The organism is Aequorivita sp. 609 (assembly GCF_014212065.1).
GTDB classification, from domain to species: domain Bacteria; phylum Bacteroidota; class Bacteroidia; order Flavobacteriales; family Flavobacteriaceae; genus Aequorivita; species Aequorivita sinensis.
Genome location: NZ_JACJVM010000034.1, coordinates 110,586 through 131,713 on the forward strand (window position 1 = coordinate 110,586; position 21,128 = coordinate 131,713).

Sequence of the window (21,128 nt, forward strand, 5' to 3'; positions counted from 1 at the left end):
ATATTTTAATTAATCATAAAACGCTTCGACAGGCTCAGCATGACACGGTTATTTTTCATTGGCATTTAGAAAAAATCACAATTCAATAGTCACCCACATCCCTTTGTTCCTCGCATAATAAGAATTGTCATACATAGCTTCAACCTGTGTTCCCGGCAAATAATACGTTCCTAAATAGGACGCATTTAGCTTTACGGTGAACGTCTTCGTTTGATTGCTATTTAAATCAAAGAAGAAATTAACGCGGTCGTCGCGAATGTTTGTGTATCGTGCGTTTCCAGTTGCGCCACCGCCCAATTCTGAAAAACTAGTGTTTACAATTTCCCAACCGCTTGGGAAGATTTTCGCCAAAGCCACATTGTTTATCCAATCTCCCGAAGTATTGGTAACACTTACTTTGGAAATTATTTCGGTTCCTTGTCGCAATTTTGTCACGTCGATTGCTTTTCCATCACCTCCCAAATATTCAGATTTTATGGAGAGATTACGTCTTTCGGCAAGTTCTTTTCCTAGTGGAAGCTTTCCTCGTTGCGAAAGCGTAACGTAAACAATATTCCCTTTTTTATTGGTTACTGAAACTGAATTACTTCCCATTACAAACGAAAGGTCCCGCTGCGCAATAGCGCGGTCGGTTTTAACCTCAACCGATTTTCCGCCATTTGTAAATGTGAGTTCCATCGCTTTACCGCCATTCTTTTCAACCATTTTCCCCATCGTCATTAAGGCATACGAAGTTTCCTGAGTGCTGTACCAGTTACTAGATGATAAATCCTTCGCAACCGACAATGCTAAATCGCGTTGTTTCGCATTTTCAAGTAAAACCATTGTTTCTAAAGCCATAGCACGATTTCTAAAAGGAGAACCGTAATTATAGTAATCAGATTTCTGCGGCACGAAATTAATATTTGCTGTTTGAGCAATCTGTTCAGCAACATTTTTCTTTCCTGCCAAAGCATAAGCCGCAGCTAAACGCCATTTGGCATCATTGCTCAATTCCTTGCTTTCACGAAGACGGTTCATAGCAGCCAACTCCGGTTTTCCAGCCAGTGCCAAGGTATAAAGTCTGTAGGCCTGCGTTAAACTGGAGTTGTAAACCGCGTAACTATTTCGCCATTGGCGCGCCATGTTTTGTTGATACAACAACCAATTACTCATAAAACTTATCGGCAAGGCATATCCCTTTTGCTTAGCTTCTAGCATAAAATGCCCCGCATAAGTTGTACTCCATTCATCTGCTTCGCGCTCACCGGGCCAATAAGAAAGTCCGCCGTTGGAAAGTTGAAATTTACCTAAACGCTCTATTGTTGCTTTTATATTTTTTTCGATTTTTTGTTTTCTGTCGAATGGAATATCGAAAACATCTGCCAAATACAATTGCGGAAATGCGGCAGAAGTAGTCTGCTCTAAACATCCGTAAGGATAGTTGATTAAAAACTCCATTCGTTTGCCAAAATCCATCGGTGGCAAGGTTGAAAATTCAAGCGTCGCGGCATTGCTTCCGGGCACGCCGAAAGTTTCAAAATTTATAGTTTGTGAGCCATTTTCAGCTATAGTGAATTGCGTAGATTTTTGCGAAATCGGGTTTGGGTTCTCCACATCAATTTCAACTTTGTAGCTCGCTTTTTCACCGTTGCCCGAAGCGGTTACTTCTATAGTTTGAACCGCATCTGTCATGTTGAGCGGAGTCGAAACATCGAATTCAAAATTCACAATTTGTTCGCCCGGTTCGTTGAAAGTAACAGTTTTTGAAGCCCCATTTTTCGGTTTCAAAGCATCACCGGTTTTTACTGTAATCGTGGCGGTTTTCACTTTATTTTCCATTGCGAAAACGGTAACTGGCAGCACAACCGTTTCGCCCGGGGATAATGTCCGCGGAAGCGAGGCCAACACCATTAAAGGCGTACGGACGGGTGTGGTTTTTTCAGCACTGCCGTAAGCGCTTTTAGTTTTATCGCCCGCAATTACCATTGTGCGAACAGAACCTACATAATTTGGCATCATTATATTGTGCGATGCAGTTTTGCCAGCCGCAAGTTCAAACGGGCCGAGGTATTTTACAACGGGTTTAAATCTGTCGGCTTTTCGGTTTTTTGCACCCAAAGCCGCATCGCCACCCCCGATTGCGTAAATATTATTCACACTGCCCGAATAGGCGCCAATTACGTAATCGAACATATCAAAAGTTTTCACACCCAAAGCTTCGCGACTGTAAAAACTTTCGTGAATATTGGGGGTTGCAAATCGTGTTAAATCCAGCAAACCTTCGTCAACAACAGCCAAAGTATAAGTCATAGGTTTGCCTTTTTCTTCTGAAACTTCTACGGTGAAATTTTCTTCAGGTTTCAGCACATTCGGCATCGTGATTTTTGGTTGTAAAACGGTTGAAGGGTCTTCCACCAATAGCGGAATAACACCGTAAAGTCTCATCGGCAAATCATTCTTAGTTTGATTGTGTGGCTGCAGCAGCGAAATATTCACATAAATATTCGGCGCCATTTCCTTCGTGATTTTTATCGCGGCTTTGGTTTCGCCCTTTTTGGTTTCAATCCAATGCGTTGCCAAAACTTCGGTGCCATTTTCCACACTAATTAAGGCGCGACCGTCGCTACCGGAAGGGAAAGTTATAAAAGCTTCTTCACCTACATTATACTTATCTTTATCTGCTGAAAAGACTAACATTTTCGCACTTTCCGCATCGCCATCACTTGGGCGTTGTGACCAATTTCTGTAGAAATAAGTGATGCGTCCCGTTGCGTGGCCAGATTGTTTATCGATTACCCGAATTAAATAACGTCCGCTTTCCTCTTCGGGAATATTTACAGTGAATTTTCCCTTGCCGCTGCCATCAGTTTTTAGGGTGAAATCTTTTACGGGGCTGTGAACAGTTGAATTTTCATATGTTGAAAGATTGTCTCTTCCACGGTTCCACCACCAACGCCATTCAATTTGAAAAACTTTTACTTGCAACTCCCGATTAGCCGTAGCTTGTCCTTTAGTATCTACGGAAACCACATCAAAAGTTGTGTTTTCATCTGTAAAATAAGAGCCGTAGCGACCGGCTTCGGGAGATTTCAAACCTACAAAATGAGAGAACGGAGCCAAATCTTTCGAAAAAATATCCATTGAAAAATCACCACCGCCTTCATAGACTTTCGTTAAAAATGTAGCTTTCAACATTCCCGGTGCGTTTTTTCCAACTTCCATCTTTTGGCTAAAAGAAATAGCACCTTCCGAAGAAAGTTGCCCATCCAAAACTGGGATTTCAACCTCATCAAAACTGCGGATTGGGTCCGTGAAATTATATTTTGGGAATTTCGGAATAGCCGTGTTGCTTGAACGAAGCGTGGCCGTCATATCAATTTTTAAATTTCGCGCAGGCGAGCCGTGAAGCCACATTGCGCTTGCCATACCTTTTACGGGTTTTGTTGCGTCGAGAATTTCATCGTCAAAATCGAGTTTGATTTTTAAACGGTTTGGTTTTATGGTTGCAACTTTTAACGTGTTACTAAACTGTGCGCCGCCAACGGTTATAGTTGCGTTCCAGTTTCCAGTTGGTGCCGAAGGATCTGTGGCGATTGGGAAATAATAAAAACTCTCCAGCCCCCTAGCCCCCGATACACCTCCGCCTTCGGCACCTCCTATTGAAAAAGAGGAGGAACCAGTTACATCACTATTAAGAACAGTTCGTTGCACTAATTTACCGCGAGCATCGGTCACAGAAAGCGTTACGGGATGGTTTTTTGGAAGTGGATTTGCGTTGTCGTTCAGCACAAAAGTTAAGTGAATACTGTCTCCGGGGCGGTACACGCCACGTTCGGTAAACGTTTAACCTTTTAAACCTTTTTGAAGTTCTTTTCCCGAAATATCAAAATTGCTCATGGAAAGGGCATTTCCATCTTCGAGTTTTACGTAGGCAAAATTGTTTCCTTTTTGTGCCACTGCGAAAGCTGCATTTTTAGTGCCGTCGTAAAGCGTTATTCCGTCGGCTTCGGTAGTAAGCGTTTCAATGAGTTGCTGCTGATAGTTGAAAAGTTTAATTTTTACACCACCTTCGGGCTTTGCAGAAATTAGGTTTGTGGTAATAAAATGATAGGAGCGATTGTTGCTTTTTTTCACAATTAAGCCTAAATCTGAACCCAAAATATTTGCCGTCACTACGCGATCTTCGTTGTAATAAGCGGCATGACACGGATTGTCCTGCTGTTGCCAATTATAGGTAAAATTTCGCCAGCGGTAAATTTGGTTATCCCAATATCGCTCTTCGCGAATATCTTCATCTTCAGAGGGGTCGAATGTATAATATGGATCTTCTTCGTAGTTTTCGTTACTATCTTCTTCACTTGCTGTAGTCTCGGCGCAATCATAAATGATATAATCTTTTTTGAAACTGATTTCCAGTTGATAATTGGCACCGGGATCTGCTTTAAAATATTCCGAAAGATTAATTGCGTAAGCTTTCCAGCTTCCATTACTTGACAAGTCATCATTTTTTAAATCGATAGTCTTTTTGGCAATTCGCCTACCAACTCGTCGAATATCGTACGTATTAATGTCGTTCAAATTATAGCTTTGAAGAAATTGCAGCACGTTGTTTTCGTAAATTTTAATAACTCGAACATCTACTTTTGAAAGATTTACTGCTTCAAAATAAACGGGCGTAGAAGCAGAATTCGGAAGAATAACCCCTTTTGAAATCATTCGCACTGCAGGTTTTAACTGTTCAAAAGAAACCAATTCTGAAAATTCTTTCTTTAAACCGAAGCCTTCCGTGTTTTTAATTCCCGTGAAAACGGTAACTTTTACGTTGCCCACAACGCGGTTTGGCGGGTAAACGTTCAACACATTTCCGTTTACTTCGTAACGCAGATCTGCGGTGTTTTCGATAGTAACCAGCCCAGCGAAATCCTGATTTTCCATTAAGGGATCTGAAAAGTTGATGCTCAATAGTGCCGAAGGGCCCACAGTGCTACTTATATCAACTATTGTAAAGTTATTTTGCCCCGGAATTTTAAACTTGTTTTCGCCTTTGTTTTCTGCGCCGATATGCTTGCCGTCCCATTTTATTAGGATTTCAGAATCGTTCATTTCACGGCTAATACTATCGATTGTAAAACTGAAATAACGAGCTTCTGTTGTTTCTGCCGGCCATTTCAAATTTAGCTTTTTGCCTTCCTGTGAAGCTGAAACCAATTGCTTGGCTTTTTCTAAAGAAATTACATCTGAGGCTTCCACAGATGCTTCAACGTATTGCCATTGTTTGTCATAACTTTGAAGGTTGCCGATGTCAACTTTAAAATTTGGCGTGATTGTATGAAAACTGAAGGTATATGTTTTGAAGTCTTTAGCAATGTCTTCGTATAACTTATTCAGCTTTACCGTTACAGTGTATTCGGTGTCTGGTTTTAAGTATTCTGAAGGTTGAAATATTAGGGTTTTGCCGTTTTCAACTACCAATTTCCCTTTTGTTTTTGGAGAAATACTTAAGTAATCATCAGCAGAAAGTTGCTCTGTCATCTCAAACTGCTCCAACGATTTCGTAAGCTCAACGCGAATATCAGTTGTAACAGATTGATTTCCGTAAGTGTTATAGGAAATATAATCCTTGAATTTGAAGAGGTTGTCTGTTTCGGCGTGTTTGTTCTTGTCTTTACAGGAAAAAACGAGAAGAATCAAAACGATGGAAAAAACCTTGAGTGAAATTTTCATACGCGACGGCTATAAATATTTAAAAATAAGTCAAATTGATTGGCTTACAAAGCAAAACCAATTTGTTTTGATTCGAAAAAAATATGAAATATGTTTTTTGGGTGGGAGGTTGAATTTGAAAAGTAAAAATGAGTTGAAATTGTAATTAGAAGTTTAACATTTGGGAGGGAATTAACAAGAATTCGTAAGTAATTTTTCCCATTTATTTTTTAAACAATCTGTTGTAGGCTACATATTCAGGGAAATTCCAGGATAAAAAGCTTTTAGATTCCCAATCTTGTTTAAATATTCTTTTTCTTGATTTGATTTGTTTATGATATTCTTCGGCATTCATAAAATCTGCATCGTAAGGAAATATTTTAGATTGTATGTTTTCAATTTTAGTTAATTCTGAAATAGGTTTGTCTAAATAGGGTAAGGATTTATCAGATAAATCTACCAAATAATCAAAATGTAGAAAAGCTGTATCGGCGTGAGCAAAATTATATTTGGCAATTAAACCATCCCAATTAACCATACTACTTACCACCAAAAGAATATACAATGCCATGGCATTTGTACGAAAAAGATAAAACCCAGATTTTACATTTCTTATTTTAATAAAAACTGAATATAATCCGTACAAAGTTAAAATCAAGAATATTGCTACACCTATTCTTTTATAGGCTAATGAGAAATGTTCTATGTACCAATAGTTGCGAACACCTACTGAGATTGCTAAAATGACATTTTGGAACAACCATAAATAGCTTAGATTTTTTAAAACCCTATTCTTGGCATAAAAATTCATGTTTTCTCTAAAAAAGTAAAGTATTATCGCAATTGATATTAAAATAGAGAAAATTAGAAGATAAGTTCCCTCGTGTACAAATTGTTTTAAGGTTTGTCCATCCCACTCAAAATTGAACCAAACCAAATAGACATCAGCAATATTCAATATTAATAAAATCAAGTTGAGGATGAAAAGCAGGAACAAAGCCGCCTTTAATTCATTTTTTAAACTTAATGTTTTAAAGTTTCTTTGTCCTTTTTGTTTCTTTCTAATTAAAATATCGCTAGCGTTAGTATCTGCCTTTTTTATTGAAAAGTTTTTCGTTCTGAAATAGAGAATATTGCTAATTAACAAGCCTAGCAAAAGTGTTATTATAAATAGAAATTCAATATCCTTAAAAATAAAGTTGAATACACTTTGAAATTTTACACCCAGATTAATTGTCAACTCATCAAAAATTGGATTTGAAGCTTTGTAAATTGACACAAAAACAAAAATAACCGCTGCAGGTATTAAAAAAATTCTAAACTTCCATATTATTTTTCCAATACTCTTCCCTTTTACTTTTGATTTTGTTACACTGTTTAAAAATTCATTTTGAGCCTGAAATATTGATTTTATAGAAATTAAGGCAACAGTGATAATTGATTTTGCAGACGGATAATTTAGAACTCCCACGAAAATAAATGCAGCTATAAAATGGATTACATATGATAAAACTGAATGCGTAAGCACTGTAAATACAGATGTTAATAAGAATCCTACGGTAGTAATAACTTGAACTTGATTTGAAAAGTTAAACTGTTTAGTGAAGATCCAAAAGATAATAAACGAGGTTTCAAAGATTATTAGGTTTAGACCCAAATCTTGGTTGTAGAATAAAATTGAAAAAAGTATTGCACTAAGAAAGGTTACTGGAAGTAAGTTTTTTACCCACATCTATTTATTATTTAAGGATTAGATGTAGTTTTTATCTATGGTTCGCTTTTTTAGGAAATTTAGTAGTAATACTATATAGATAGGGAAAATAAAAAAAGGTTGCGTTAATTGTTAGGCATCTACATTTTATGTTTTAAGAACTCATACTCCCTCTCAACTTTACAAATCCTAACTTTACAATATGTAAACCATTTTTCCTTTCCTTTTTTCTGCGCAACCAAATGATCTATGTTTGCTTTCCATGCCCAAAAATCCTGGTTATTGTTTTGCCAATATATCCATTAATTCGGCCATTTCAGAGTAACTTTTGGTGTTTTCAGTTTGGATTGATGTAAATATTATTATGTAATAGGGCTCCATTTATTCCTCTTTATAAATCCCAATTTCCAATTCTCCTTCAGCATTCATTGATGCTCGATACATTCCGGCTGTATTAAACTCCATTGCTACATTTCCGTCTTTATCAATTGCAACAATGCCACCATCTCCTCCAAGTGCAGGCACTTTTTTATGAATAACCTCTTTTGCAGCATCTTGTAAACTCATTCCTTTATATTCCATCAAAGCAGAAATATCATAAGCAACTACCGACCGAATAAAGAATTCACCCCATCCAGTTGAAGAAACAGCACATGTTGCATTATTGGCATACGTTCCCGCTCCAATTATTGGGGCGTCACCAATTCGATTCCAGCGCTTGTTTGTCATTCCTCCCGTAGATGTCCCCGAAGCGAGATTTCCGTGTTTGTCTAGTGCTGCACAACCGACAGTACCGAATTTTGAATTCTTTATGTAGGGATCTTGAAAGGAAATTTTTTCAGTGTTTATAGTTTTTTCTTTTTCTAAAATCCTTTGTAACGATTCGTATCTACTTTTTGTATAGAAATAAGTTGTATCCATCATTTTATAACCTAAAGATTGAGCAAATTCTTCAGCACCTGCGCCATATAGCATAACGTGTTCGTTTTTTTGCATTACATCTTTCGCTAAATCTATTGGGTTCTTTATGTGTTTTACTCCCGCTACCGCACCTGCGTTTAGAGTTGCACCGTCCATTATAGAAGCGTCGAGCTCGTTTGTTGCATCATGAGTAAAAACAGATCCTTTTCCTGCATTGAAAAGTGGGGAGTCTTCCAATACGTTAATAGTTTTTGTAACAGCCTCCAAAGAAGTACCCCCATTTTTAAGGATTTCATGTCCGATAGAAATTGCTTCCTTTAGCTTCTCTTTATAAGCCGCTTCTAACGAATCACTCATATTCTCTTTAAGAATAGTTCCAGCGCCACCATGAATTACAATCCCAAAAACATCCTCTTTACTACCTGCAATTTCATCAACTTTAAAATCTTCAGCATTGTGTTTATTGGGGTTTTTACAGCTTAATAATAATAAAAAACACAGGAGAGGTAATAAAACTTTATTCATGATATGGAGTTTATTATTTCAGACAATATTTATGATAATAATACTAATTTATCCTTAATTTAACGACAGTATTCTCATCAAAATTATCATTTTGCAAATTATTTTTCAAAAATACTCTTGTAGATTCAAATATATTTTTACTTTTGAACAAAATCTTATATCCCCACAATAATGATTAGAATAAAACAAAGCCTCCTCATGGCATTTCTATGCCTTGTTTTAATTTCCTGCTCAAAAGACAATTCAATAAATCATCAACAAGTAAAATACGAAATAGACTTAGAACTTGTTAAAAAGAATAACAGTGAGTTGTCCTCTCGCATCTTAGAGATTATTAACATTCATCGAGACTCTTTAGGATTAAACACACTGCAACTAGACAATCAATACTCATCTGCCCTGGCTGTAGACCACTCGTTGTATATGATTGATATAAACGAATTAAATCACGATAATTTTGGATATCGTTCAGAAGCTATAAAATTTTATCAAAAGGCTCAAACCGTTAGTGAAATAGTTGGATATGGCTATGATACTGCAGAAGAAGTTGTAAATGCTTGGTTAAACAGTACAAGTCATAAAGTAATAATTGAAGGTGATTTTACTCATACTGGATTTGGAGTATTAAAAAGTGAGAATGATCGTAATTACTTTACACAAATCTTTTATAAAAAGTAATTCTACATCCCTTTTCTATTCCCTCAAATTGCCGTAATTTTACTATTTAACACAAAAAGTTAGGTTATGGCAATCAAAAAACCGTTTAATTTAAATAAGTGGGTAGAAGAAAATCGAGAGTTGCTAAAACCTCCTGTTGGCAATAAAAATTTATACGTAGAGTCTGATGACTATATCGTCATGATTGTTGCTGGACCTAATGCTCGTAAGGATTATCATTACAATGAAACCGAAGAACTATTTTATCAGTTAGAAGGAAATATTCAGGTTGCAATTCAGGAAGATGGAGAGAAAAAAATAATGGACCTAGGGCCAGGAGACATGTATCTTCATCCTGCAAAAGTGCCTCACTCTCCCAGTAGAAGCGAAGGGTCAATTGGACTAGTTATTGAAAGAAAACGCGTCGATCTTAAAGGAAAGGATGGTTTGCTGTGGTTCTGTGATAACTGTAACAATAAGTTACACGAAGTTTATTTTCCATTGAATAATATCGAAACTGATTTTTTAAAACATTTTAACCTCTTCTACAACGACGAAGATTTACGCACTTGCGATAAATGCGGTACTGTAATGGAAGCCGATTCTCGTTTCACACAAGATTAACATCTTATTTATCAATCACATACACTTTCGTTTTACATTCTACGGTGCATTGTGTACCTTTGCACTTCGTAAAATTTTAGATTAAAAATAAAAAATATATGCAAGCAACAACCACTAGCTTCGGAATTGAAGAAGCATTGGAACAATTAGGAATTAAAGACACAAACCTTGGTACCTCTACAGGTAGTAAATGGTTTTCTGAAGGTGAAGAAATCACCTCATACTCACCAGTTGATGGAAAGGTAATTGCAAAAGTATCCACATCTTCAAAAGGAGACTATGAAAAGGTAATAGAAACTGCTGCTTCAGCTTTTAAAGAATGGAGAGTAAAGCCAGCACCACAAAGAGGAGAAATTGTACGTCAATTTGGTGAAGAATTAAGAAGATTGAAAGAACCTCTAGGGAAGCTAGTTTCTTATGAAATGGGAAAAAGTTACCAAGAAGGTTTGGGTGAGGTACAAGAAATGATTGATATCTGTGATTTCGCAGTTGGTTTATCTCGTCAACTTCACGGATTAACAATGCACAGTGAACGTCCAGGACACAGAATGTACGAACAATACCACCCACTTGGAGTTGTAGGAATTATTTCTGCATTTAACTTCCCAGTGGCAGTTTGGGCTTGGAATACAGCATTAGCTTGGGTTTGTGGGGATGTTTGTGTTTGGAAACCATCAGAAAAAACACCTTTAACTGGTGTTGCTTGTCAAAAAATTGCTGCTAAGGTATTTGCAGATAACAATTTGCCAGAAGGTATTTCTTGTTTAATCAACGGTGATTATAAAGTTGGTGAATTAATGACTAACGATAAGCGTATTCCTTTAATTTCTGCTACAGGTTCTATTAGAATGGGTAAAATAGTTGCTCAAGCTGTTGCCGCACGTTTAGGAAAATCACTTCTTGAACTTGGTGGAAACAACGCAATTATTGTTACTCCAGACGCAGATATTAAAATGACTGTAATTGGTGCTGTATTTGGTGCTGTTGGAACTGCTGGACAACGTTGTACTTCAACAAGAAGATTAATTATTCACGAAAGTATTTACGATAAAGTAAAAGATGCTGTTGTTGCTGCTTATAAGCAACTTCGTATTGGTAACCCACTAGATGAAAAAAATCACGTTGGACCGCTTATCGACAAAGATGCTGTTAAGAATTACCAACACGCTTTAGAAAAAGTTGTAGAAGAAGGCGGAAAAATTATCGTTGAAGGTGGCGTTCTAGAAGGTGAAGGATACGAAAGTGGATGCTATGTAAAACCAGCTATTGCTGAAGCAGAAAACGACTTCGAAATAGTTCAACACGAAACATTCGGACCTGTATTATACATGATGAAGTATAGTGGTGATGTTGAAAATGCTATCGAACTTCAAAATGGAGTTGTGCAAGGACTTTCATCTGCTATAATGACTAATAACTTACGTGAAGCTGAACGCTTCTTATCTGTTCAAGGATCAGACTGTGGTATTGCAAACGTAAATATTGGTACGTCAGGTGCTGAGATTGGTGGTGCATTTGGTGGTGAAAAAGAAACAGGTGGCGGACGCGAAAGTGGAAGTGACGCTTGGAAAATCTACATGCGTAGACAAACAAATACAATCAACTATACAACTGAGCTTCCATTAGCTCAGGGTATTAAATTTGATTTGTAATATTTAAAATTTGACAAACTGAAGATTCATTTGTCTTATTAAATAAAAGAAACCCCAAAGATTAATTAATCTTTGGGGTTTTTTAATGCTCTAAAATCTCTAATAATTATATAATTCCGTTAGGCTCAACCCATTTGAAACGGTTTGCGTCTTCTGGTATTTTAATTCGATCTGCAATTCGAAGCATTCTTGAAGGTAATTTTATAAGGTAATCACGAGCTTTTTCAGCTTCATCTGTAAGTCCTGAAATTTTAGAAATTTCCCAGTGAGAATTTAATCTTTCAAGAATATCGATATAATCATAAGTTGTATAAACACCTAATCGCTGTGCAGCATTACTAAAATCATCAAAAGCTGAAGCCATTTTTCCACCACTTTGTCGGAGGTTTTGGGCTGGCATTATAATTTTTTTCTGCATCATGTCTGCAAATGCCAACATCATTTCACTAGCATCGTATTCAAAAATAGTTTTTACGAATTGACGATACGCTAAATGATGACGCATTTCATCTCCGGCAATGAGAGTACACATTTTTGCTAGTGATTTGTTTCCTTTTTTCTTAGCGATTTTTCCCACTCGGCTGTGCGAAATATTGGTTGCTAACTCCTGAAAGCTTGTATAAATAAAGTTTCTATAAGGATCTCGACCAGTACCAACTTCAAAACCATCATTAATTAAATGCTGTGTTGTTATCTCCACTTCTCTCATATTTACCCTTCCAGATAAATACAAATACTTATTTAATGTATCTCCGTGTCGATTTTCTTCACCGGTCCAGTGACGAATCCATTTACTCCATCCATTACGACCGTGCTGATCAACACCCTCCATATCCATTAACCAACTTTCATAAGTTGGCAATGCTTCTTCTGTTACCATATCACCTACTAATACGATCCAAAAATCGTATCCGAGTTCTTTTGCTTCTTCACGAATCTGAGTTACTTCATCCATATAATCCTCTTTCTGGAAATCTGGCAAAAGATCGGTTGGTTGCCAAATTTTTTCAACAGGAATAAGAAATTGATCGATATAATTATCAACTTCTTTTTCTATGGTTTGCATTACTTCGAGACGTATATTTTTGAGTGCCATGATATTTATTTTGGGGAAACTACTTATACAAATATAAGAACTGTAAAATGTATTTTGTAATAAAGAAGTGCTAATTCCTTCCTGATTCTTTAGGATACAGAGAATGAACAGCTTGGCTTTGCCAAATTTCCTTAGAATCTATATCAAGCATAGACAACTTTCCTTTAAAAGCAGCTCCAGTATCGATATTCCAAACATTTGCGAAATTAGCTGGGACATCAAAACCCACTCGAGTTACAGGTGTGTGGCCTATATATATTTCTTTAAAGAGTTTTAAACGCTTAGGATATCTATCGTCGTCCATTGAAATTCTAGTATCTAACGAACAAGCCATTTCCCATAAAGTTCTATCCCAATACACCAAATGTGGATGATATTCGTGTTGAGGACCGTGTAAATTCATAAATCCTGCATGGAGAAAAAGGCGGTTTTCTGAATCAATATGATAATTAGTGAGGTTTTCAAGAAAACGAATGTGAATTCCTTTTTCAGTTTTTGATAAACCTGAATAGCTTTTTACAGTACTTTCACCACCCTGATTTAGCCACATTGAATTCTTTTCACCTATTTTCAAGTAGTTATAAAGCAGTTCATCGTGGTTTCCTCTTAAAAGGATACATTTATTTTCTTGAGAAAAATTTATTAAGTACTCAATAACTTCTGCCGATTCACTCCAACCATCTACATAATCACCCAGAAATATATATTGTGTGTCTTTTGGAAGGTTTGCTTTTTCAATCAATTGTTTTAAAGCTTTTAAACCTCCGTGAATATCTCCTATTACAACTGTTCTCATTAGGATGAAAATAAAATAATAATTGCTATTACAAAAATTAAAAATAATACCAAGAAGAATATTTTCCAGAATGAATATGGGCGGTCTCCAGATATAATTCCACTTTGTCCGTTTACATAAAAGTTATATCGCTTCCCTTTGAATCTATAAGTGCTGATATAAACTGGCAATAAAATATGTTTAAAGGTTTCATTACTTAGCTTTACATCAATTGATGAAACTCGCTGAGTATCCCCTCCTATATCTCTTTTCGCCCATGTTAGAGCTATACTTTCAGCAACTTCATTACTCGCTTTATGCCCCTCTAACAAAGGAATAGTATATTTTTCAGTTATAAATCCTGATAAGTAACTACTGTCAAAAGGTTTTAAAAGCTGTAAATTCCATCGTGCTATTTTAGCTGGGATCACTCCATTCTTTTGATTTGAAGCTTTTATTAATGTGTCATCTACAAAGCCTGAAACGCTTCCAGAAGCAGGATACCACCGCGTTCTTCTTTCTTGAACTGTACGTTTGTTTTTACCGCTTCCTACAGTTTTACTCACGTGATAATATTCGCCTCTTTGCCCTGAATAATTTGCATAAAGTTGTGCATCGAATGTCCAAAATGGAGCATATAAACCTTTAGTATTTTGCGGGTCTATTGCTGCTTTTTTAAGATTATTCGGCGCAAACCAGAGAGAGTTTACCCAGTTTTTAAAAATTTGATGCGCCTTTTGTTGGTTTATTTGAAATGGCAGAACTGCTCCCGGCAATATCCATTCTTCAGTATAAGCATCTTCTATAATTAAGGGTGAACCACAATATACACAGGCAAGAGATTTGTAATTTTCTTCAATGTGTTGATTTGCCCCACAGTTCTTACAATGAAGCACAGAAATTTCTTCACTGTGACTCAAAGAGCCCATCTTTTCTAAATAAGATTTAAGCTCTAACTCTTCGATTTCACTTTGTGAAGGTTTAATCTCTTCTGTATAACCGCAGTAATCACATTTAAGTTCTGTTGTACCAGGTGCATAAATAAGTTCTGCACCACAATTGACACAGGACTTTTTAAGTTCAGATTTTTTAGGTGAAATTTCTTCCATAAATTACGCTGTGGTTCGGAACCATTTTAAAAAAGTTATAAAGCAACATTTTTAAAATATTATCGAAGCCTATTGTGGTGGTAAAGGCGGAGGTGTATTTCCACCTAAGAAGGATTTCAGCCCTTCCACTTCTTGAAGTTTTGTCCATTCAGACAAACCTGCTTTCCAAATTAAAGTGTCTTTATTTATTGTTCTATTAGCAAACAAGCCTTTTAGCTGCTCTATACTCACGGGGCCAGCTTGTGCGCCATTTAAAGCATAGAAATATTGAACTGCTGTAGGCATTGGCGGTGGCATTACTCCACCTTGCTGTTGTTGAACTTGCTGTTGTCCCATTTGTGGGTTCATCATTCCGCCCATTTGTTGCGCAAGTACAAAGCCCATTCCCATTCCCATACCAGCACCAGCTGTTCCACCTTCATTTGCAGCAGCTGCTTCAATAGCTTTTGCAGTTTTGAATTTTGTTAATTTATCAAGATCTAATTTATCGATTCGGCTGTATTCAAAAATTTCCTTTTTCAGGTCTTCCGGCATAGAAACATTCTCGATGTAGAATTTTTCTAAAGCAATACCTACACTATTAAATTCAGGCTGCATAACCTCTTTACAGGTTTCAGAAAGTTCGGTAGTATTTGCTGCGTAAAGTTCAATAGGAAGATTAGCCTTCCCAACAGTATCTGTAAATCTTGTAGCGATTAAGCTTTTAAGGTGTTCGTTAATTTCAAAATTGGTAAAATTATTATCTGTTCCAACAATATCAATTATAAATTTCCCAGGATCGTTAATCTTGAATGCATAAGTTCCGAAGGCACGAATTTCAACCAAACCAAAACGCTCATCACTTAGTGTAATCGGGTTTTTGGTTCCCCATTTTTCATCGGTAAAAAGATGCGTATTTACGAAGTAAACTTCAGCCTTAAACGGACTGTCGAAACCGTATTTCCATCCTTTTAAAGTAGTTAAAATCGGTAGGTTTTGAGTGTTTAAAGTATATGTGCCAGGTTCAAAAACATCTGCAAGTTGGCCTTCATTGATAAAAACAGCTGTCTGCCCTTCTCGAACGATGAGCTTAGCGTTGTTTTTTATTTCGTTTTGGTAGCGTTCAAACCTATGACATATAGTATCATCTGTATAATCCAACCACTCAATGATGTCAATAAATTCATTGCTTAATTTTTCTTTGATCGTATCGAATATGCCCATAGGATTAAAATTTATTATTGTGGTTTAAAGATATAAAAATTAGGCGAAAAGTGTTTTTAATTATAACTCACCTTCCTTAAAATTCGCAACGATTCTTTAGAAAGCTGATAAGCTTTTACATTATAATCTCTTAAAACCTCCTTGGCTTCTTGTAATTTTTGTTTGGCATCTTCAAAATTGTTTAAATAACAAATGAGATATGTTGAAGGAAGAAGATGCAAGTCTCTTTTCTCTGAATCGTTTAGCGGAATGTTGTGTTTTATTTTTTCCAAAACCGCATTGTTTGCATTAAAAATGTGATAAAGTGTTTTCTTATTAAATTGAGGCGGCTCGAAAATCAACTCTGTATCAATATTATACGATCCATTTTCGTAAAAATGAATGGTAACTTCTTCCAATGGATAATATTTGAACTGTTCATTCAACCCTAAATGTACATATTCTACAATCTTGAAATAATCCTCAGTAAAGCCGATGCTTATTTCATCTAAGGCAGAATAAAAAAGTCGTACTTGCTCGTTGATTAATTCAATATCAACTCTAGAATAGTAGGTTTTATCTTTTAGTTTCTTTGGTGTTCCTGCCCAGCAAACTACAAATTGTTCTTTAAAAACTTTGTAGTGACTTTCTAAGTCTTTGTGTCGATTATTAATAAAATCGATAACACCGTCAAGCGTTAATTTAATATTGTTTTTAGCTGCGTTTTCTATAGATCTCACGATTTCAGAGTTCACATCTTTAATCTCAATATCGAAATCTTTTGGCATTGAAATACTGCCATCACGCATAAAAATGCTTCCGCCCCAATACTTCCAAATATTTTTTCGCAGCGAAGTGATTTTTCCGTGAGGTCTAATGGTAACCAACCCAACAACTTTGTCGGTTAAATTTGGAAAAGCCACGTTTTCGTAAATAATTAAAGGAGGGTTGGTGAGATACGCATTTACAAGATTTTGAATTTTACTATCATCAAAAAAGTCGACACCTCTTATTTCGTTGGTTTCATCCTCTACACCTATAACGATAAATGAATTGTTTGCAGGATTACTATTGCTTAAAGCACAGATGTGTTTCAAGAATTTTGCTTTTCCTTCTTTACTACTAAGATCAATTTTTCGTTTCTTATCATAGAAGCTACTCTCATCGTTATGTGCGAGTAAGTTTTTAATAAGAAGTCGTTTGTTAATCATTGTTCAATCTCGTTATCAGTCAACTAGGAAATTTAAAAATAGCAAAGCTTTATTATGGGTTATCTCAAAGATATTAAAACCTGAAGTTATCTTGTGAATATGTTTGATTTCAAAAACGTGTATAATACAGCATTTTATTACTAAATTTGCACCTTCTTAATTTGAAGCCTTCAAGTTATGGTTTTCAGGTTAAGAAATGATTAAATAAACTTAAACTGTTCAGCATAAAACTATGAGTAAACTTGTAATTGTAGGTACTGTAGCCTTTGACGCCATTGAAACTCCCTTTGGGAAAACCGGAAAAATTCTCGGAGGCGCTGCCACTTATATCGGATTAGCAGCTTCGCAGTTTAAAACTGATGGTGCAATCGTTTCGATAGTGGGAGGTGATTTTCCTGAAGAAAACTTAGAGATGCTGAAAGAAAAAGGAATGAACCTTTCTGGGCTTGAAATTGTAAAGGAAGGAAAAACGTTCTTTTGGAGTGGAAAATATCACAACGATATGAACACTCGCGATACATTGATTACAGATCTTAATGTTTTAGCTGATTTTGAACCTAAAGTTCCGCAAGATTATAGAGATGCTGAAGTAGTTATGTTAGGAAATCTTCATCCTCTCGTCCAATTAGGTGTTATTGAACAAATGAACGACCCTAAATTGATAGTTTTAGACACAATGAACTTCTGGATGGACAGTGCACTGGATGATTTAATGAAAGTAATTGCGAAGGTTGATGTAATTACAATTAATGATGAAGAGGCAAGACAACTTTCAGGAGAATATTCGCTAGTAAAGGCAGCTCATAAGATAATGGAAATGGGGCCTGATTACGTAGTAATTAAAAAAGGAGAACACGGCGCATTATTATTTGGCGATGACGATGTTTTCTTTGCACCCGCTATGCCATTGCGAGAAGTATTTGATCCAACCGGAGCTGGTGATACATTTGCAGGAGGGTTTACAGGATATTTAGCAAAAACAGGAGATTATAGCTATTCAAATATGAAAAACGCTGTTATTAACGGCTCGGCATTAGCTTCATTTTGTGTAGAAAAGTTTGGACCAGAAAGATTATTGAATTTATCCAATAAAGAAGTGTACGAACGAATCCAACAATTTAAAAGCCTAACGCAGTTTGATATAAAACTAACATAAATACGCGCCCTGAAATTTCAGGGCGTTTTTTATACTTTAAATATTTAAAATAACACAACTTAATAACTCTTAACCTTTAACGAGTATCTTCAAAAAATGAGCGACGCCTTAAAACACGAATGCGGAATAGCAATGGTTAGATTGCTAAAACCTTTAGAATATTACAAGGAAAAATACGGCACTGCCTTTTACGGGGTAAACAAAATGTACCTTATGATGGAAAAACAGCACAATCGAGGTCAAGATGGTGCTGGATTTGCAAGTATTAAGTTGGATGTATCGCCAGGAGAACGCTATATCAGTAGAGTGCGTTCTAATCAAGCACAACCTATTCAGGATATATTTTCGCAAATTAACGAAAGAATAAACCTAGAATTTAAAAACAACCCTAAATTAAAGGATAGTGTTGAAGAACAAAAGAAACACATTCCTTATATAGGCGAATTGTTTTTAGGTCACGTTCGTTATGGAACTTTCGGTTTAAATAGTATTGAAAATGTTCATCCTTTTCTTCGTCAGAATAATTGGATGCATCGCAACCTTATTATTGCGGGGAATTTCAATATGACCAATACAAACGATCTTTTTGACAATCTTATTAAGTTAGGAATGCATCCAAAAGAAAAAGCTGATACTGTTACTGTTATGGAACGTATCGGACATTTTCTTGACAGTGAAGTAAGCAAGCTTTATAAAAAAGCAAAAACACAAGGTCTTAACAAGCAACAAGCTTCTCCTTATATCGCAGAAAATTTAAAAGTTGCTAAAATCCTTCGTAAATCTGCATCCAATTGGGATGGTGGTTACGCAATGGCAGGATTATTAGGCCATGGAGATGCCTTTGTATTAAGAGATCCAGCAGGGATAAGGCCAGCGTATTATTATCAAGATGATGAGGTTATTGTAGTAGCTTCAGAAAGACCAGCTATTCAAACTACTTTCAACGTTCCTTTTGAATCGGTTAAAGAGCTTGAACCAGGTCACGCCTTAATTATCAAGAAAAACGGGAAGTTAAGTACTCCCGAAATTCTTGCTCCATTAGAAAGAAAATCTTGTTCATTTGAACGCATATACTTTTCACGTGGAAGTGACGCGGAAATTTACCAAGAGCGTAAAATGCTAGGAAAACTAGTTATGCCTAAGGTATTAGAAGCCATCAACTACGATACAGAAAATTCAGTATTTTCATTTATTCCAAACACTGCCGAAACTTCATTCTACGGAATGTTGGATGCTGCACAAGACGAATTAAACAAACAAAAGAACGAAGTAATTCTTCGTGAAAAAGACAATCTTACCGCAGAAAGACTTCAGCAGATACAAGCACATAAAGTAAGAACTGAAAAAATCGCAATTAAAGATGTTAAGCTTCGAACTTTCATTACCGACGATAGCAGTCGAGATGATTTAGTTGCTCACGTTTACGATGTAACTTATGGAGTTGTAAAACCTGAAGATAGCTTAGTGATTATCGACGATAGTATCGTACGTGGTACAACTCTGAAAAAAAGTATTTTAACAATGCTCGATAGGTTGCATCCAAAACAAATTGTAGTCGTTTCATCTGCTCCACAAATACGCTACCCAGACTGTTATGGAATAGACATGGCGAGACTTGAAGACTTAGTGGCATTCCAAGCAGCTTTAGAATTACACAAAGATCGCGGCACCTATTCGGTAGTCGAAGAAATTTACAACAAGTGTATTGAACAGTCAACGCTGAAAGATGCAGAGGTAGTAAACCAAGTAAAGAAACTATACGAACCATTTACCGATGAGGAGATTTCAGATAAAATTGCTGAAATAATTAGTTCAGAAACTATTAAATCTCCGGTAAAATTAATCTTCCAAACTGTAGACAACTTGCACAAAGCTTGTCCTAAAAACTTAGGAGATTGGTATTTTACTGGCGATTATCCTACTGCAGGAGGAAATAGAGTGGTAAATCGCGCTTACATAAACTTCTATGAAGGTAATTTAGGTCGCGCCTATTAATGCTAAAAACTATTTAAGTTAATTAAACTTAGCACCATAAAAAAAATCCGCAATCAAATTGATTGCGGATTTCTTATTTATAGCTGTTATTTAAAAACTTGCTATTATTTGTTTTTTGAGTAATTAGCTGAAACTTCGTCCCAGTTTACTACGTTCCAAAATGCTCCTACATAATCAGGACGCTTGTTTTGGTACTTTAAATAATAAGCGTGCTCCCAAACATCTAGTCCTAAGATTGGAGTTCCACCACATCCAGTATTTGGCATTAATGGGTTATCTTGGTTTGGAGTTGAGCAAACTTCTACTTTTCCACCTTTATGTACACATAGCCAAGCCCATCCAGAACCGAATTGAGTTTTAGCTGCATCAGAAAACTTCTCTTTAAAAGCATCAAAACTTCCAAAAGCATCATCAATAGCTTTAGCCAAGTCACCTGAAGGCTTACCACCTCCATTTGGAGACATTACTTTCCAGAAAAGACTATGGTTGTAAAACCCACCGCCGTTGTTACGAACAGCTTTGTTGTTCATATCTAAATTCTTTAAGATATCTTCAATAGACTTTCCTTCCATATCTGTACCTTCAATCGCAGCATTTAGATTGTTGGTGTAACCTTGATGGTGTTTTCCGTGGTGTATTTCCATAGTTTGAGCGTCAATATTAGGCTCTAATGCATCGTGTGCATACGGTAATTTTGGTAATTCAAAAGACATAATTATATCGTTTTTTTATTGGTTATTACTAAATTGACTCAAATTTAATCATTATCTCTATCAAAAAGTGTTATAGGTTTTATAAGATTTCTATACTGCTATAGATTAATTTGATT

The 21,128-nt window shown here is 36.1% G+C and carries 15 protein-coding genes and 1 pseudogene; 5 read left to right on the forward strand and 11 right to left on the reverse strand.

Annotation, left to right across the window (positions count from 1 at the left end; genetic code table 11):
* Positions 1 to 75 precede the first annotated feature (75 nt).
* The 5 genes and pseudogenes from H4O20_RS15250 to H4O20_RS10010 form a co-directional block, all read right to left on the reverse strand.
* Complete coding sequence (locus H4O20_RS15250) at positions 76 to 3,123, reverse strand: alpha-2-macroglobulin (protein WP_306785649.1); 3,048 nt, start codon at positions 3,121 to 3,123, stop codon at positions 76 to 78.
* Between the two features lie 21 nt (positions 3,124 to 3,144).
* A pseudogene (locus tag H4O20_RS15255) lies at positions 3,145 to 3,813 on the reverse strand (MG2 domain-containing protein); the annotation flags it as partial.
* A gap of 12 nt (positions 3,814 to 3,825) precedes the next feature.
* Positions 3,826 to 5,706: an Ig-like domain-containing protein gene (locus H4O20_RS15260; protein ID WP_306785646.1), complete on the reverse strand. Its 1,881-nt coding sequence runs from the start codon at positions 5,704 to 5,706 to the stop codon at positions 3,826 to 3,828.
* A 202-nt stretch (positions 5,707 to 5,908) separates the two neighbouring features.
* Positions 5,909 to 7,417, reverse strand: coding sequence for a DUF4173 domain-containing protein (locus tag H4O20_RS10005; protein ID WP_185099158.1), 1,509 nt, complete (start codon positions 7,415 to 7,417; stop codon positions 5,909 to 5,911).
* Positions 7,418 to 7,777: 360 nt separating this feature from the next.
* Positions 7,778 to 8,842 carry an isoaspartyl peptidase/L-asparaginase family protein gene (locus tag H4O20_RS10010; RefSeq protein WP_185099159.1) on the reverse strand — a complete coding sequence of 355 codons (1,065 nt, stop codon included), beginning with the start codon at positions 8,840 to 8,842 and terminating at the stop codon, positions 7,778 to 7,780.
* A gap of 198 nt (positions 8,843 to 9,040) precedes the next feature.
* On the opposite strand from H4O20_RS10010, the gene H4O20_RS10015 reads away from it, so the two are divergent.
* The 3 genes from H4O20_RS10015 (at position 9,041) to H4O20_RS10025 (ending at position 11,775) form a co-directional block, all read left to right on the forward strand.
* Positions 9,041 to 9,520, forward strand: coding sequence for a CAP domain-containing protein (locus tag H4O20_RS10015; RefSeq protein ID WP_185099160.1), 480 nt, complete (start codon positions 9,041 to 9,043; stop codon positions 9,518 to 9,520).
* A gap of 66 nt (positions 9,521 to 9,586) precedes the next feature.
* Positions 9,587 to 10,123 (forward strand): 3-hydroxyanthranilate 3,4-dioxygenase, encoded by a 537-nt coding sequence (locus tag H4O20_RS10020; protein ID WP_185099161.1) that lies wholly within the window; start codon positions 9,587 to 9,589, stop codon positions 10,121 to 10,123.
* Positions 10,124 to 10,221: 98 nt separating this feature from the next.
* Positions 10,222 to 11,775: an aldehyde dehydrogenase family protein gene (locus H4O20_RS10025; RefSeq protein ID WP_139853991.1), complete on the forward strand. Its 1,554-nt coding sequence runs from the start codon at positions 10,222 to 10,224 to the stop codon at positions 11,773 to 11,775.
* Between the two features lie 106 nt (positions 11,776 to 11,881).
* On the opposite strand, the gene H4O20_RS10030 is transcribed toward H4O20_RS10025, so the two are convergent.
* The 5 genes from H4O20_RS10030 to H4O20_RS10050 all read right to left on the reverse strand — a co-directional run bounded on the left by H4O20_RS10030 (position 11,882) and on the right by H4O20_RS10050 (position 17,148).
* A complete protein-coding gene (locus H4O20_RS10030) occupies positions 11,882 to 12,871 on the reverse strand; it encodes an acyl-ACP desaturase (RefSeq protein ID WP_185099162.1) in 990 nt (329 codons plus the stop codon).
* 70 nt (positions 12,872 to 12,941) lie between these two features.
* Complete coding sequence (locus tag H4O20_RS10035; protein WP_185099163.1) at positions 12,942 to 13,667, reverse strand: metallophosphoesterase family protein; 726 nt, start codon at positions 13,665 to 13,667, stop codon at positions 12,942 to 12,944.
* Positions 13,667 to 14,755 carry a DNA helicase PriA gene (locus H4O20_RS10040; RefSeq protein ID WP_185099164.1) on the reverse strand — a complete coding sequence of 363 codons (1,089 nt, stop codon included), beginning with the start codon at positions 14,753 to 14,755 and terminating at the stop codon, positions 13,667 to 13,669. The genes H4O20_RS10035 and H4O20_RS10040 overlap by 1 nt, the downstream gene beginning before the upstream one ends.
* A gap of 69 nt (positions 14,756 to 14,824) precedes the next feature.
* Positions 14,825 to 15,958 carry an SPFH domain-containing protein gene (locus H4O20_RS10045; RefSeq protein WP_185099165.1) on the reverse strand — a complete coding sequence of 378 codons (1,134 nt, stop codon included), beginning with the start codon at positions 15,956 to 15,958 and terminating at the stop codon, positions 14,825 to 14,827.
* A gap of 56 nt (positions 15,959 to 16,014) precedes the next feature.
* On the reverse strand, positions 16,015 to 17,148 hold the full coding sequence (locus H4O20_RS10050; protein WP_185099166.1) for an ATP-binding protein: 1,134 nt from the start codon (positions 17,146 to 17,148) through the stop codon (positions 16,015 to 16,017).
* Between the two features lie 232 nt (positions 17,149 to 17,380).
* Here H4O20_RS10050 and H4O20_RS10055 point away from each other — a divergent pair, with 232 nt between their 5' ends.
* Positions 17,381 to 18,304, forward strand: a complete 924-nt coding sequence (locus H4O20_RS10055) for a PfkB family carbohydrate kinase (protein WP_185099167.1) — start codon at positions 17,381 to 17,383, stop codon at positions 18,302 to 18,304.
* Between the two features lie 96 nt (positions 18,305 to 18,400).
* The gene (locus tag H4O20_RS10060; protein WP_139853998.1) at positions 18,401 to 20,299 is read left to right on the forward strand and encodes an amidophosphoribosyltransferase; all 1,899 of its coding nucleotides are present in this window, start codon (positions 18,401 to 18,403) and stop codon (positions 20,297 to 20,299) included.
* Positions 20,300 to 20,403: 104 nt separating this feature from the next.
* On the opposite strand, the gene H4O20_RS10065 is transcribed toward H4O20_RS10060, so the two are convergent.
* A complete protein-coding gene (locus H4O20_RS10065; protein WP_206735935.1) occupies positions 20,404 to 21,012 on the reverse strand; it encodes a superoxide dismutase in 609 nt (202 codons plus the stop codon).
* Positions 21,013 to 21,128 lie beyond the last annotated feature (116 nt).

Bases quoted from the DNA above. Each gene is read 5' to 3' on its own strand.
- H4O20_RS10060 (WP_139853998.1), top strand. From the start codon at position 18,401: ATGAGCGACGCCTTAAAACACGAATGCGGAATAGCAATGGTTAGATTG.
- H4O20_RS10035 (WP_185099163.1), bottom strand. From the start codon at position 13,667: ATGAGAACAGTTGTAATAGGAGATATTCACGGAGGTTTAAAAGCTTTA.
- H4O20_RS15260 (WP_306785646.1), bottom strand. From the start codon at position 5,706: ATGAAAATTTCACTCAAGGTTTTTTCCATCGTTTTGATTCTTCTCGTT.
- H4O20_RS10050 (WP_185099166.1), bottom strand. From the start codon at position 17,148: ATGATTAACAAACGACTTCTTATTAAAAACTTACTCGCACATAACGAT.
- H4O20_RS10065 (WP_206735935.1), bottom strand. From the start codon at position 21,012: ATGTCTTTTGAATTACCAAAATTACCGTATGCACACGATGCATTAGAG.
- H4O20_RS10025 (WP_139853991.1), top strand. From the start codon at position 10,222: ATGCAAGCAACAACCACTAGCTTCGGAATTGAAGAAGCATTGGAACAA.
- H4O20_RS15250 (WP_306785649.1), bottom strand. From the start codon at position 3,123: ATGGATATTTTTTCGAAAGATTTGGCTCCGTTCTCTCATTTTGTAGGT.
- H4O20_RS10020 (WP_185099161.1), top strand. From the start codon at position 9,587: ATGGCAATCAAAAAACCGTTTAATTTAAATAAGTGGGTAGAAGAAAAT.
- H4O20_RS10055 (WP_185099167.1), top strand. From the start codon at position 17,381: ATGAGTAAACTTGTAATTGTAGGTACTGTAGCCTTTGACGCCATTGAA.
- H4O20_RS10010 (WP_185099159.1), bottom strand. From the start codon at position 8,842: ATGAATAAAGTTTTATTACCTCTCCTGTGTTTTTTATTATTATTAAGC.
- H4O20_RS10040 (WP_185099164.1), bottom strand. From the start codon at position 14,755: ATGGAAGAAATTTCACCTAAAAAATCTGAACTTAAAAAGTCCTGTGTC.
- H4O20_RS10045 (WP_185099165.1), bottom strand. From the start codon at position 15,958: ATGGGCATATTCGATACGATCAAAGAAAAATTAAGCAATGAATTTATT.
- H4O20_RS10005 (WP_185099158.1), bottom strand. From the start codon at position 7,417: ATGTGGGTAAAAAACTTACTTCCAGTAACCTTTCTTAGTGCAATACTT.
- H4O20_RS10030 (WP_185099162.1), bottom strand. From the start codon at position 12,871: ATGGCACTCAAAAATATACGTCTCGAAGTAATGCAAACCATAGAAAAA.
- H4O20_RS10015 (WP_185099160.1), top strand. From the start codon at position 9,041: ATGGCATTTCTATGCCTTGTTTTAATTTCCTGCTCAAAAGACAATTCA.